Source organism: Amycolatopsis sp. NPDC005232, from assembly GCF_040607795.1.
Taxonomy (GTDB): Bacteria; Actinomycetota; Actinomycetes; order Mycobacteriales; family Pseudonocardiaceae; genus Amycolatopsis.
This window is the reverse complement of the sequence record NZ_JBEXHL010000008.1, coordinates 185,527-199,118: the sequence shown is the minus strand read 5'-3', so window position 1 is coordinate 199,118 and position 13,592 is coordinate 185,527. Positions and strand designations below refer to the sequence as shown.

Sequence of the window (13,592 nt, the reverse complement as noted above, 5' to 3'; positions counted from 1 at the left end):
CAAGTCCGCCGAACCGGCCGTCGAGGTGTTCGAAGCACAGCAGATTCCATCGGCCGATCTCTGATCGTCACTTCAGCTCGGGGGACACGGGCCGGACGCGCGGATTGATGGAGGCTTCGCCAGCCCGTACTCGGTGGCCGGCGGTCTGCAGAAGCATCTCGGTGGGGTAGATCGCTCCCGTCAGTTGCGACAGATGCTCGCCCCATCGCCCCATCGTGGCCAGGATGCCCACCGAGCGGCGCGTGGTGATCACCGCGCTACGGTGGCGCGGGACCGGTGCTGGATGTGGAACGAACACGGGGGTCGCTGTGCGGCTGGTGTCGGTGAACGCGTTCAACCTCTACGACGGCGACACCCCGGCCGCGGAGCAACGGTTCGCGCGCCTGGAGGCGCTGGTGCGCGGGCTCGACGCGGACGTGCTGGCGGTGCAGGACATCGTCGCCCGCGAACCCGGCCCCCGCGACCCTGACAAGCGGGACCTGGCGACGACGCGGCTGTGACGACTGGCCAAGGCTGTGGACCGGCAGTGGAAACACCGCGGCGAGCCGATGCTCGCCCTGGGCGGCGGGATCCACCACACCGCGCTGCTCTGGCGCGAGGGCATCACCCCCATACCCGGCACCTTCGACCGCTACGAACGTGCCGACGCGGGCATGTGGCACTCGCTGATCACCTGCGTGTTTGACACCGGCGGCCCGCGACTGAGGATCGGGTCAGTGCCGTTGTCGCCGTTCGATCAGGCATGGGGCTGGTCCGACGCCGCGCAGATCATGCGTGCCAAGCACGGCGACGACGTGCCCGGGTTCGTCGGTGGCGACTTCAACGGCATCGGCGCGACCACAGTGGCGCAGCCCGACGGCAGCGAAGCCTTTCTACGACCGCGACCCGTACCGGCGCCAGCCCTGGCACCCGACGTTCGCCTACCAGTTCGACGAGCACGGGAGCCTCGACCGGCGCGTCGCGATCCGGCTGGAGCGACTCGGCCGGATGCGCGACTGCGCCCGCATCGCCGGCGCCCCATGGACCGCGACCACCGGGTTCCACCCGGCCGACGACCACCCGCCCCGGCGCATCGACCGCTGGTACGCCACCCACCACGCCCCCGACGCCGCCGTGCGTAGCCTCACGGTCGTCGACCAGGGCACGGTGGGGTACTGCACCGCCCACGCCCACGCCCCCGTCGTGCTCGAGCTGGACCACACAGCCATCGCGCGGTAGGCCTCTGGGCGGGCGTGGGGTCACTGCTCTTGATCTGCCGGTCGAGGTCGGTCCTGTCCTTCTGCAGGCGATCGGCGCCACGAACCGCATGCAGCACGCAGGCGCGACCTCGGTCGGCCGGGCGCGTCCGTCACCCGTCCGTCGATCACGAAATGCCGGGAGGTGACGCCCCACCTGTGCAAGGCTGTCGTGCAACGAGGTGCTGAGCCGAACGACGTGAGCCGTGTGCCGGAAGAACTCTTGGTTCAGGCCCGGCCCGCGAGCTGGTCAAGATCGTGCGTTCCGAGTTCGAGGGGACGAACGAGGCTCGGCGGTCTTCCTCGCGCAAGCTGGCGAAGTCGTGTACGCGGACGAGAAGGAGAAGTCGCGTTCGTGCAATGACTGAGCTGTGCGGCAACCAGCCCCGAGCTGCCTGGACGAATGGCGCGCCGGCAGTTCGGGGCCGTGTGCGAGGAGGAGTTTCCTGCGCTGGTGAACTCGTCAAGTGTTCAGGCTCCTGTGTCCCCTCTGGCAGCCACGTTACGGCTGGCCAGCATCAGAAGGCCCGAGATGAGGCAGCCGCCGGCCCCGACGACGAGCGCGGCCGGGCCGTAGCCCCAGCCGAGCCCAGTAAGGGCTGACAGCAGTAGCCCGCCGAGGATGGCGCCGGGCTGGCTCATGGCAAAGGCGAATGCGCCGCCAGTCGCGCGGCATTCGGTGCTGTAGCACTCGGACTGGAAGACCAGGAGGGTCGCGTACGGGCCGAGCAGGAAGAACAATCCGATCATGTAGGTGACGAGCACGAAACCGACGTTGTTCGGGCCGAGCAACATCAGCGTGAACATCGCTGCGGCGACGGTCCAGCCGACGGCGATGACGCGGTGGCGCGGGAAGCGATCGCCGAGCCAGCCGTGGGCGAGGTATCCGAGCGCGGCGACCAGGTTGGACGCGACGACGAGCAGCAGGCTGTTCGACGAGCTGAAGCCTTTGCCCGATTCGAGCACGGTGGTGCCGAGAACGCTGAAGGTCTGAATCGCCATCCAGTTGGTGAGCCAGCCGAGCGCGAGCACTACGGTGTTGCGCAGCTGGGCGCGCTTGAAGATCAGCGACAGCGGCGCGGAGCGTTGTTTCTCGGCCCCGCGCTGGGCCAGAAACTGCGGGCTCTCCCGCAGCTTGCGGCACAACAGAGCGACGAGAATTGCCGGGACGGTGGCGAGGAGAAAGACCCAGCGCCATTGGCTCGGGTCGAGGAAAAGTGACACGAGAGCGACGAAGCCCGCGGCGGCGAGGGCGCCCAGCGGCCAGGCCGTTTGCACCATCGAGAACACGAAGCCGCGGTGACGCGAAACGCGCTCGTCCTCGGCCGCGGCGTAGAGCTCGTTGAGGTAGGTCGCGTTGACGGACTGCTCGGACAGACTGAGCCCGCTGATCGAGCGCACTGCGACAAGGCTGGTTGCGCCTCCGGTCGCGGCCGTCACCGCAGACGCGATTGCGGTGCCGCTGACCGTGGCGATCATTCCGCGGCGGCGCCCGATCCGGTCCACGATCGGCCCGATCGCGAACAAGGCCACGGCCGTACCGACGCTCACGAGCGTGGACACCAACAGCGCGAAGGACTCGGACCAGCCGAACGTCGCCGCGATCCGCGGCAGCAACGTGCCGAACAGGATGAAGTCGTAGACAGCGACGATGCCGGCGACCCAGCCGATCACGGTCGAGCGTTTGATGTCCCGCGTCGGCACCTTTTCGAAGGCCGGTTCGGTGGGTTCGCCGAGAGTTCTGGCCCTGGCGGGGTCACGCTCGAAGGGTTCGGGGTACGCGGTCATGAAAGCTCCTTGACGTAGTCGGGACGACCGAGCCGGCTGAGGTCGGCGGAGCGTCTCCGGTCGAGTCGGGTGTCCGATGAGAAGCGAGACGAAGAACGATGGGGCCGCCGGCTGTGGCGCCGGTCAGACCGGTCTGCCGGGGTTCGTGGCCCGGGCGTGGATGTCGGAATAGTGGAACAGCGGACACGGTGTCCGTGTGGCCAAAGATTCGCGGCCATGGGACCGGCCGTTCGCCGGTCGAACGGGTAGCCGGCGACTGCCCGTTCGGCGTCCCGCTGACGGCGTCCGGGCGCCGGAGCTGGCCTTATGGTGTGTGGTCGGCTCCAATGGGCCGCTATGGCGGTACTCGGCTTTCGACACCGTGCGGACGTCGTTCGAAGGAACGATCGCAGGGAGGAAACCCGCGAGGAAGCAAATTTCAGCTTCCGCGCGGAATGGGAAAACGGAAAACGAGCTGTAGCAGGACCAGATCTGGCAGGAAGACGCCGAACCCGAACTGGCCAAGCTCCACCGGAGGCCACCCGCACCCCACAAGAGAACGTTCGGCCATCGCGTCGGCCACCAGCTCGGACAGCTCGTCGGCCACCTCCGGGTCGTCGATGTCCACCGAGTCTTCGAACCCGTGCAGGCCGCCGTAGTTCTTGTCGCCGTGGTTTGCTGACTGTGCCTGGGATCGGTGGAATGGCCGCGATCAGCGGGATCAATGAGTGACGTCGTTGCGGTGTCCGCCGGTCAGCATGACCGCGAGTGGAGTTCCGACCGCGTCGGTGATCAGGTGATGCTGGGAGTCGAGCTTGCGGCGATCGACTGGACTCGGCTCCGTGCGTTCCCTACTGAGCGCGCCCAGATGCGTGGAATCCGTCAGACCTGCGGTCTGGTCGAGCAGGCCGGCGGCGCGAAGCTCAGCGAGTAGCTGTTCGTGCAGTTGCTGCCAGACCCCGCCTCGTACTACTCGGTCAACCGGTGCCAGCACGTAGCGCCGGAAGCACCGAGCAGAGCGGCCGGTGACCGGTTCCAGCCGATACCAGTGCGCACGACGTACAGCACACCCTCCAGGGCAGCACGATCGTCCGCGCGCTTGCGGCCTGGAAAGCGGATACGTCGCTCAGGAAACGGAATCAGCGGCTCAAGCCGACCCCGCAGCCCGTCACGATCTCGTCACGCACCCTGACAATCTTGGACCCTCCACAGCCCACGACGCAGACAGACCGACCTCATTCTGAACTGACTTCTTGGACGCCGCACAACGGGTCCGGCGCGGCAACTCGATGCCAAGCAGAACCAGCGCTCATCGCCGGCCACATCGACATCGGCCAAGCGATGCGGCTCTACCAGGACGGATGCTCCCCGGCTCGGATGGGGATCTCGTTCAGGTTCATGGCTGACGTGCCTGGAAACGCCCGACCGGTGGCCGTTCAGTCGAGCATGCCGTGACCCAGCCAGTCGTCGGCATCCCGTACGCCGGGCAGGGCGAAGAAGTAGCCGCCGCCGACGGGGGAGATGTAGTCGACCAGCGGTTCGTCGATGAGCAGCGTCTGGACGGCGACGAATTGCCGGTCGAGGTCGGCGTTGAAGCAGATGAAGATCATCCCCATGTCGAGCTGGCCGTTGCGCTCGATGCCGGCGCTGTAGTTGAAGCCACGGCGCAGCATCCGTCGGTCGTCGGCCGTGCCGTCGTGCGGGTTGGCGAGCCGGGTGTGCGCGGTCAGCGGCACCGTGTTGCCGTGTGCGTCCCTGAAGTAGCTGGGGAGCTGGAACTCCTCCTGGCCGGCTACTCGTTCGCCCGGGCGGCCCGACAGCGGCGCGCCGGTGTCGCGGTCACGGCCGAAGATCCGCTGCTGCTCGTTGATCGAGATCCGGTCCCAGAACTCCACGAACATCCGGATCAGGCGGACCACGTGGTAGGAGCCGCCGGTCACCCAGTCCGGTTCGTCGCCGCCTGCTTTGGTCCACACCAGTTGATCGACGAGATCGGGGTGGTCGAGGAATTCCTTGTTGGCTGTGCCGTCCTTGAAGCCGAACAGGTTGCGGGGCGTCCCACTCGGCCGCGGCGGGCTGGTGAAGCCCTCCATCTGCCACAGCACCTGCAGGTCGGCCCGGGTCGCGCGCGTCAGGATGCGCAGCGCGTGCAGCACGGTGTCAGGGTGATCGGCGCAGATCTGCACCAGCAGGTCGCCGTCGCAGCGGTCGGGGTCGAGCGCGTCGTTCGGGAACTCGTCCATCGCGCGCAGCCGGGCCGGTTTGACGCCGGCAAGACCGAACCGGTCGTCGAACAGGCTCGCGCCGACACTGACCGTGACAGTGAGGCCGTCGGGTACCGTGCCCGCGCCGAGCACGCCATTCTCGTACGGGGTGGACACGAGCCCGTCGTCGCTGCCGCGCCCGGCCGGTGCGTCGTCCCCGTCGACCAGGTAGCGGATCGTCGCGGTCAGCGTCTGGAACATTTGCCGCAGCGCGGGCCGGTCGGCCGCGGTCACGAGGAACGCGACGACGATCGCCGCTTGCTGCGCGGGCTCGAGAATGCCGGCCTGGTGGGTGCCTTCGAACGGCCGGCTCGTCGGCAGGGCGGTGTCGATGTCAGTCATGGGTGATCGGGCCTCGGTCGCGGGTGGCGTTGCGCGGGTCGACGACGACCGCGGCGTGGGAGAGCAGTTCGACGCTGTGCTGCACGGCCGCGTTGACCGCGGCCCGCTGGCGAACGGACAGTGCCGCCAGTCCGACCCAGCCGTCGGCGTGGTGGTGGCTGCGGACCAGCTGCTGGGTGAGCCGCAGCTGCTCGTCGGTCTGATCCAGGTACGGGTTCTGCTTGCGCAGTATCGGCCGCAGCGGGTCCAGAGCCTGCCAGACGCCGGTGAGGTTCGCGTCCACGGTCGCCAGCTCGGTCTGGCTGCCGGCGTCGCCGATCCCGTTGAGGTCCCACTGCAGGGCGTCCTCGAGGATCTCGTGCGCCCGCCGGGCCATGTCGATCGGCGCGATCGCGTTGGGCAGCGCCAACTCGTCGGCGAGCCGCCCGATCGCCTCGAGCAGCGCGTCGACGTGCGGCACGATCGTCGCCGCCGGCCGGTCGCGCCACAACATCGCCTCGATCTTGCGGAAGCCGGTGAAGTCCGCGTCCGCGAGGCGAGCGGGGGAGACGCCGCGTGGCGGGTCGGCGTTGATGTCGTCACCGATCTCGTCGTACGCCCGGTAGGCCCCGCCCAGCGTCTCGTAGGTGAGGTGGGCGGTCAGCCAGTCGCGTTGGGCGGCCGCTGTATCGCCGGCTTGCAGGGCGCTGCGGAGCCGTTCGACCTGCTGGGTGAGCGCGGGCAGCTGTCCCGTGATCCAGGCGACGTAGCTGTTGATCGGGATCCGCAGGTCCAACCCGGTGACGGGGATGATCCCGTGCACGTCGTGGGGCAACGGGTCACCCGTGACGACGACCGGCAGGCTGTACTTGATCGTGTAGTCGGTGATGCACACCCAGCGATACGTTCCCGGCGGCACCCATGCCGTGACGGTGCGGCTGACGCCGCGGCCGAAGTGCTCGACCTCGACGTAGATCCGCTCGGTCTCGGGGTCCTCCAGGTAGATCTCCGCGCCGGCGCCCTCGTTGTTGACGAACTCGAAGTCGTAGCGGCCGGCGGGGCCGCCGAGCCAGTCGTCGATGCCGTAGGGCGAGCCGACGACCAGGGTGACGGTCTGCGGCCGGGGTGGTGCGGCCGAGGCCGTCATGGTGCTCACCGCGCCCAGCTTGGGTGGCGGTCGTGAACGCGTTCGATGGCGCCCATTGCGCGTCAGTGAACAGCATGTGACTCGGATGCGATTTTATCCGGGCAACCCCGACGGAGCGAAATCGCGGACGCCCTGAGACTTCCCGGAACGTTCATTACCTGATTCTCGCGGCGCCGAGACTTGCGGCAGTTGACTTTGGCGTGGTCGGCGATTCAGGCCGACTCCCCACCACGAGAACCGAGGTAAGAACCGCATGTCTCAGAACGACTCGGACGGCGACAGAGTGACCACGGACCGCAACCGAATCTCCCGGCGCCGGCTGATCCAGGCCGCGGGAGCCGCGGGCGCGGCAGTCGCCGCCGGCGGGCTGACGGCCGTCCCGGCCGAGGCCGCGCCCGACGCGGTCGTCCCGGTCGACGCCGTGGCGGACGGCAAGCCCGGCTCGAAGCCGGCGCACCGCACGGGCACGATCAAGGATCTGAAGCACATCGTGATCCTGATGCAGGAGAACCGGTCGTTCGATCACTACTTCGGCACCCTCGACCTGGCCGGCGCGCGCGGCTTCGGTGACAAGCAGGTGCTGACCTGGCAGAACGGCCAGACGATCTACTACGACCCCAACAGCCGCGCCGAGGGCTACCTGCTGCCCTACCACGCCGACAGCCTGAAGTACAACGCGCAGAACAGCAGCGCGCGCAACCGGTACTTCATGGAAGCCGACGTGCCGTGGCACCACGCGATCGCCAAGGCCTACACCATCGGTGACCACTACTTCTGCTCGCTGGACACCAGCACCAGCCCGAACCGCATCATGATGTGGGCCGGCACCAACGACGCGGCCGGCACCCAGGGTGGTCCGGTCGTCAACAACAACGGCGACTACGGCTACGCCTACAAGTTCAAGACCTACCCGGAAACGCTGCAGGACGCCGGCGTCAGCTGGCAGATCTACGTCAACAACGACACCGACGACAACTTCCTCGGCGACTACACCGACAACACGGTCCGTTCGTTCGCGGCGTTCGACCCGAAGAACGCGAACCCGCAGAACACCATGCCCCGCGAGGGCCTGCTCGCCCGCGGTGGTGTGGTGCACGCCCACACCACGCAGCCCGCCGGAATCAAGAACGACACCTCCAACCTCGACTACGTGCTGCGGGACTTCATCGCCGACTGCAAGGCGGGCGACCTCCCCGAGGTGTCCTGGGTCGTCGCGCCCGCGGCGTGGACCGAACACCCGACGTACGCCCCGAACAACGGCGCGGTCTACACCGACCGGGTGATCCAGGCGGTGCACGACAACCCCGAGCTGTGGGAGTCGACGCTGATCATCCTGAACTACGACGAGCCCGACCACGCGAACCGCATCGGTGAAGGCGGCTTCTTCGACCACGTCGTGCCGCCGATCCCCGAGGTGGGCACCGTCGGCGAGCGCGCACCCGGAATCAAGCCCGGCATGGGCGGTCGCGTGCCGTTCGTGCTGGTCTCGCCGTGGACCCGTGGCGGCTTCGTCAACTCCGAGGTCTTCGACCACACCTCGACGATCCAGCTGATCGAGGAGTGGACCAAGAGCCTCGGCAAGCCGGCCATCAGCAAGAACATCAACGACTGGCGGCGCAGCGTCTCCGGCAACCTGCTCTCGGCGATCGACTTCGGCAACTTCGACACGTCGTTCCCGAAGCTGCCGAAGCCCGCCGACCTGCTCAAGTCGGTCGTCGTCGACGCCAGCCTGCCGGCAGTGCCCCAGCCGGCCGTCGGTGCGCAGGTCATGCCGACCCAGCAGATCACCGGCAAGGCGAAGCGGAGCCCGCTGTCGTTCCAGCCCAACGGCGTCCTCGTGGAAAACCACAACACCGGGACCGCGACCGCGACCTTCACCGTCGAAGGCGGCGCAGGCGGCAAGGCGGTCAACCTGGTCGGGCTGGCCGACAAGTACGTGCCCGCCCTCGTCGGCGCCGAGCCGCTCGGCATCGGCCAGGACGCGCTGCCGCTCACGGCCGGCAACCACCGGTCGAACTCGTACACCTGGGACACCAAGGCGACGAACGGCAAGTACGCGTTCACCTTCTACGGGCCCGACCACTTCATCCGGTCCTTCGCCGGCATCGTCGTCCCGGCCAACGACCGGACCTCGGCCCAGCCGCGGGTCGACGTTCGGCTGGTCAAGGGAAACACGCGGTCGGACGGCCGGGGCAAGTCGGCCGACGCGACTGTCGAGTTCACCCTGTCCGCCGACGGCAGCCGGTCAGTGACCTACACGCTGACCGCGAACGACTTCGCCGGGAGGAAGACGACCATCCAGGTGCCCGCCGGCAAGCACAGCGTCGTCACCTGGCCGACCGAGGACGGCTACTACGACGTGATCATCACGGCGAAGGAGTCTGCCGACTTCATGCAGCGGTTCGCCGGTCGCGCCGCGGAGAAGTGAGCCTTTCGCCCACCGCTTTGAGCTAGTCGCGATGTGCCCGCGTTCCCCACCGGATCGCGGGCACATCCGCGATGGGGCGACGCCCTGGCCACGCTGACGGGGTTTCGAAGTTGTGGTGTGTGGTGGGGGGTGCCGCAGTCGAGCGGGTCATCCTCACCCGCGAACGCCGCAGCACTCTGAAGTTGGTGCAGCCTCGTTTCGGAGCCTCTGGAGAGTCTGCAGGCACTACGGCAGGCCGGCGGCCCGCTGGGCGCACACGATGGCCGGCCGAGGTCTTCATCGACGTCTGATCGAACCGGGGTGCGCCTGGTTCGGCAGCGCAGGACCGTTCCCACGCCGACCGGACGGGTGCACATCCCTGACCAATCCGACGTTGCGGCGGTAGTGATCAGCGTGCAGGCCGTCGAGCGCAGGGCAGCCCGCCTGTGCTCGCGGTTGGTTGCGAGTCGTCACAGTTGAAATACGCGCCTTCCAGCGTCCCCAGGGGATACGACGGATAACCTGCCGGCGGGAAGCTTCCGTTCACGGCGCCGTAGTACTCGCTCGAGTTGTTGAGTCGGCTTCTGTAGAGGATGCCGCTGTCCCAGCGGCGCCGTGGCGGGAGACCCGGCGTCATATGCACCGCAACTGTTGTCGGGCAACAGGTTGACCTCTTTCCAGCAGTTCACCTGTGCAGTGGAGAACTGCAGCGCGGGGCCGGTGTCGTGGAGCAAGGTGACCCGCCACTGCGCTTGACGCCCGTTGAGGTTGGTGCGCAACACCACATGACAGCACCGCTGCCTGGCAGCTGGACAACGGCGCGTTCTTCGGCGAGGCGCTCGGCGGTTGTGCCGAGCCGCTGGCCCCCGGGGGTTCGTCGAAGGTCGGGCCCGTCGACGTCGGCGCGCGGCCGGCGACGGTTGACAAATAGTCCTACCAATAGTCCATACTGCTGAGCGTCGATTCCGCACTCACGCCGAGGTGAATCGCCGCCCCGCGTTGAAGGGTGGCCGCCCTCGCCGAAGGGACGGTTATGAACGTGTGGCGCTCGATCTCCCGGCCGCTCGCGGCCCTGCTTGTGGTCACGGCGGTCGCCGCGTGTGGTGGTGGGGCGGGTGATGACTCGGTGGCCCAGGCCGCGGCCGACAAGCTGAGTCCCGCTCAGCTGGCGGCCGCCGCGGCCAAGGAGGGGGCCGTCGTGTGGTACACGACCTTCGCCGACACCGACGTGCAGCCCATCATCGCCGCTTTCAACAAGACGTACCCGAACGTCAAGGTGAACGCGTTGCGGCCCAGCGCATCCGAACTGCCCCAGCGCATCATCACCGAACAACGCGGCGGGAAGTACAACGCGGACGTCGTCTCCGGGGAGGGGCCGCAGATCGCGCAGCTCGTGCAGGCCGGTGCGTTGCAGCCTTACCAGCCGAAGGACGCGCCGCCGCTGCCTGACGGCCTGGCGCTGCCGGCCGGGTACCGGGGCGTCGTCTACGTGCTCACCACGGTCTTGGCGTGGAACCCGGCCGTGGTGGCGCAGCGCGGACTGACGGCACCCAAGTCGTGGGAGGACCTGACACGGCCTGAGTGGAAGGGTCAGTTCTCCATCGACCCCTACGCGGTGAACTGGTACGACAGCCTGATCATCGCCATGGGACACGACAAGGCGCTGGCGCTGCTGAAGGCACTCGGCGCGAACTCACCGCGCTTCGTGCAGAGCCACACCGTGTCGCTGACGAACGTCCAGGCGGGCGAGCCGCCCGTCGCTGCGACCGCGTACGGCTACAAGGCCTCGGCGCTGAAGCGGAAGACCCCGGGCGAACTCGACTTCGCCAACGGCACCCCGCTGCCGGCTTCGCTCAGCCTGATCGACGTCGTCAAGAACTCGCCGCATCCCAACGCCGCCCGGCTTTTCGACGACTGGATCGTCTCGAAGGCCGGCCAGGAAGCAGTCGTCCGGATCACCAACCACACCTCGATCCGGACGGACGTCACGAACGACGCGGCCGTCTGGGACCCGACCAAATGGGCCCCGGCCTGGAGCCACCCGGTCCTCGCGCAGTCGGACTACAACAACTACCTCGCGGAGATGAAAGCGGCGCTTCGCGCTCCGTGACAAGGAGCGCGAAGCGCCAGGCACGGTCAGGCCGTCAGCCCGTCAGCCAGTCAGGCCGGCAGCGAGGACAGCGGCACGGCGAACACCGAGCGGCCACACGTCTGGCCCTGGGCGGAGCAATCCGTCGTCGACCATTCCGACTGGGACCACACCAGGCCGGTGGACCAGTCGTAGGTCAGGGCTTCCGGATGCACTGCCCAGCAGGCCGTCGTGGCGGGGGAGCTGCACGTCGAAGAGCTGCTCGCAGAGGTCGTCTGGGTCCAGAGCTGGCCGTTGAGCGTGGCGGAGCTGTGGGAGACGTACCACTTGCCGTTGTGGGAGAGGACGCCCTGCATGTTGCCGACGGAGCTGCGGAAGGCCTCGGTGGCGGGCGTGGTGCCCGTGCTCGCCAGGAGGTAGTCGGCGCCGGTGGGGTAGCGGTAGAGGCGGCCGTGGAGGGATTGGTCGGCGAAGTATTCCGTGGTGACGATGGTGGCGGGCGAGGTGGTGCGGTCCAGGGACATCGAGGAGAAGCAGGGGACGCCGGTGTCGGACTGCATGCTGCAGGTGCCGCCGGCGTAGGTGTAGTAGCCGATTTGCATCAGGGCGTACTTGTAGGTGTAGGCGGCGTATCCGGCGGACGTCTTGCCTATCGAGTTGGACGTCGTGTCGCTCATCTGCAGGATGTGTTTGGTACTGAAGACGCGGATGGCGGTGGAGGTGTTGCCGACGGCCGTGACATAGATCTTGTCGCCGTACCAGGCCATGCCGCCCATGTGGGCTTTGGCGGCGGTGAAACTCGAGCCGGTGCTGTTGGGGACGGCGAGGTACACCATGCGGTTGGTGGGCGCGGCCGGCTTGTCGTAGTTGACGGCCATGATGCGGGCGTCGTCGTAGCGGCCGAGGGCGTCGCCGCTGTGCCAGCCGGACAGGATGATCTTGTCGGCGCCCCACATGCCGTCGTCGTCGGCGTCGCCGGAGGTGGTGATTCCCTGGGGGACCCAGGTGGCGCTGTTCGCGCGGTCGGTGTCCCAGCAGAAGGACGTGGTGGCCGCCGGCGCCTTGGGGAGAGCGGCTTTTTCGGCGGCGGTGCAGCCGGTGGTGGGGTAGCTGGGGTCGTTGACGACGGTGTTGAGGCTGACGTTGGGCAGCGCGTTGTCGAGCGCCGTCAACGCGGCGGTCGGGGTGGCGTGCCAGACCAGGCTCTGTTTGGTCGTGGTCGTCAGCGGATCGCTGTAGGCGGCGCTGGCGGTGCCGGGGATCGCGAGCGCGCCGGCGGCGACGGCGAGCACGAGGAGGAGCACTCGGGGAATTCGCATGACGACTATTTCTGCACGCGATTCGGGAAAGTGTCAAACCGTCGGGTGAACCGAGTTTGTACGATTCTTGTACAATTCTTCGGTAGGAATAGGCTGGGGTCGTATTGGTGCTTTCAGGCGAAACGCGTGTCCGGCGCCGTGCCGATGGGATTGGATGAACGCCGTGCCCGTCGAAACCGCGCTGATCGCGCTCGGCACCGTCGCCGTGCGGACGACCACGAAGCTGTGGCTCGGCGACCACGAGATCGCCGCGGAGGTCGGGAGCGGTGGTCGACCGGCTGTCCGGGCAGCTCACGAAGGAGCGCGACCGGCGCGTACCAGCAGGCGCGGTTCTTATTTGAGCTGGGCGAACCAGGACCAGACGCGCTCGGGCGGGGCGGGCAGGGTGAAGGCCCGGTCCATGACGACGTCGGCGTGGGGGAGGAGGTCGTCGCCGGGCAGGGCGGCGGTGAGCTCCGCCTGGCGGCGTGTGACTCCGAGGCTGAACACGGGCAACCTCCGTATCGGATGAAACCGTATCAGTCGAGGTAGAGTGCGGGCATGAGTGGGAAGTCGCGGGCGATCGATCGTCCGGGGGATGACTCGCCGTTCGCGCTGGGGTTGCTGCTGCGCCGGGCGCACGCGCGGGTGGCGAGCACGATGACAGCCGCCATGCGGCCGCACGGGCTGGATCTGCGGCACTTCGCCGTGCTGATCATCCTGGTGGACCAAGGGCCGACCACGCAGCGGGACCTGGTCGAGGCGACGGGCTCGGACAAAGCCGGGATCATGCGGGTCGTCGACGACCTGGAGGAGAAGGGGTACGCGGTCCGCAAGTCCGTGGCGGGGGACCGGCGCGTGCGTGAGGTCGAGATCACCGAAGCCGGGTTGAAGGCGTTCGACGCGGCGCACGATGACGCGGTGGGGCCGGCGCAGGAGTTGGTGTCGCACCTGCGGCCAGGTGAGCCGGCGAAGTTGATGGATTTGCTGACCCGGTTCTCGTATCCGGAGTAAGCGGCTGGTCCACTGTGGACGATTCTGGTGCAGCGACGGCCGTCGGGGTG

General features: G+C 68.0%; 14 protein-coding genes. 6 read left to right on the top strand and 8 right to left on the bottom strand.

The features are described 5' to 3' along the window. Positions 1–67: 67 nt before the first annotated feature. On the bottom strand, positions 68–253 hold the full coding sequence (locus tag ABZU76_RS17845; protein WP_354870515.1) for a hypothetical protein: 186 nt from the start codon (positions 251–253) through the stop codon (positions 68–70). Between the two features lie 55 nt (positions 254–308). Between ABZU76_RS17845 and ABZU76_RS17840 the strand changes: the two genes are divergently transcribed. Next, positions 309–500, top strand: coding sequence for a hypothetical protein (locus ABZU76_RS17840; protein ID WP_354870512.1), 192 nt, complete (start codon positions 309–311; stop codon positions 498–500). A gap of 310 nt (positions 501–810) precedes the next feature. Further along, a complete protein-coding gene (locus tag ABZU76_RS17835; protein ID WP_354870509.1) occupies positions 811–1,218 on the top strand; it encodes a hypothetical protein in 408 nt (135 codons plus the stop codon). 488 nt (positions 1,219–1,706) lie between these two features. On the opposite strand, the gene ABZU76_RS17830 is transcribed toward ABZU76_RS17835, so the two are convergent. Both ABZU76_RS17830 and ABZU76_RS17825 read right to left on the bottom strand, forming a co-directional pair. Next, complete coding sequence (locus ABZU76_RS17830; protein WP_354870506.1) at positions 1,707–3,023, bottom strand: MFS transporter; 1,317 nt, start codon at positions 3,021–3,023, stop codon at positions 1,707–1,709. Between the two features lie 418 nt (positions 3,024–3,441). Continuing rightward, positions 3,442–3,630, bottom strand: a complete 189-nt coding sequence (locus ABZU76_RS17825; protein WP_354870504.1) for a hypothetical protein — start codon at positions 3,628–3,630, stop codon at positions 3,442–3,444. Positions 3,631–3,726: 96 nt separating this feature from the next. On the opposite strand from ABZU76_RS17825, the gene ABZU76_RS17820 reads away from it, so the two are divergent. Beyond that, positions 3,727–3,936 (top strand): hypothetical protein, encoded by a 210-nt coding sequence (locus ABZU76_RS17820; protein ID WP_354870502.1) that lies wholly within the window; start codon positions 3,727–3,729, stop codon positions 3,934–3,936. Between the two features lie 35 nt (positions 3,937–3,971). Here ABZU76_RS17820 and ABZU76_RS17815 read toward each other — a convergent pair whose 3' ends face one another. The 3 genes from ABZU76_RS17815 to ABZU76_RS17805 form a co-directional block, all read right to left on the bottom strand. Then, positions 3,972–4,166, bottom strand: coding sequence for a transposase (locus ABZU76_RS17815; protein ID WP_354870856.1), 195 nt, complete (start codon positions 4,164–4,166; stop codon positions 3,972–3,974). Positions 4,167–4,438: 272 nt separating this feature from the next. Further along, complete coding sequence (locus ABZU76_RS17810) at positions 4,439–5,608, bottom strand: Dyp-type peroxidase (protein WP_354870499.1); 1,170 nt, start codon at positions 5,606–5,608, stop codon at positions 4,439–4,441. Continuing rightward, entirely contained in the window at positions 5,601–6,734 is a 1,134-nt protein-coding gene (locus ABZU76_RS17805) for an EfeM/EfeO family lipoprotein (protein WP_354870853.1), read from the bottom strand. The genes ABZU76_RS17810 and ABZU76_RS17805 overlap by 8 nt, the downstream gene beginning before the upstream one ends. Positions 6,735–6,987: 253 nt before the next feature. On the opposite strand from ABZU76_RS17805, the gene ABZU76_RS17800 reads away from it, so the two are divergent. Beyond that, entirely contained in the window at positions 6,988–9,162 is a 2,175-nt protein-coding gene (locus tag ABZU76_RS17800; protein ID WP_354870496.1) for an alkaline phosphatase family protein, read from the top strand. A gap of 1,012 nt (positions 9,163–10,174) precedes the next feature. Further along, on the top strand, positions 10,175–11,251 hold the full coding sequence (locus ABZU76_RS17795) for an extracellular solute-binding protein (RefSeq protein WP_354870493.1): 1,077 nt from the start codon (positions 10,175–10,177) through the stop codon (positions 11,249–11,251). A 50-nt stretch (positions 11,252–11,301) separates the two neighbouring features. Here the strand turns inward: ABZU76_RS17795 and ABZU76_RS17790 are convergent, their stop codons facing one another. Both ABZU76_RS17790 and ABZU76_RS17785 read right to left on the bottom strand, forming a co-directional pair. Further along, complete coding sequence (locus tag ABZU76_RS17790; protein ID WP_354870491.1) at positions 11,302–12,549, bottom strand: hypothetical protein; 1,248 nt, start codon at positions 12,547–12,549, stop codon at positions 11,302–11,304. Between the two features lie 333 nt (positions 12,550–12,882). Then, positions 12,883–13,038 (bottom strand): hypothetical protein, encoded by a 156-nt coding sequence (locus ABZU76_RS17785; RefSeq protein ID WP_354870488.1) that lies wholly within the window; start codon positions 13,036–13,038, stop codon positions 12,883–12,885. A 51-nt stretch (positions 13,039–13,089) separates the two neighbouring features. Here ABZU76_RS17785 and ABZU76_RS17780 point away from each other — a divergent pair, with 51 nt between their 5' ends. Continuing rightward, a complete protein-coding gene (locus tag ABZU76_RS17780) occupies positions 13,090–13,542 on the top strand; it encodes a MarR family transcriptional regulator (RefSeq protein ID WP_354870485.1) in 453 nt (150 codons plus the stop codon). Positions 13,543–13,592 lie beyond the last annotated feature (50 nt).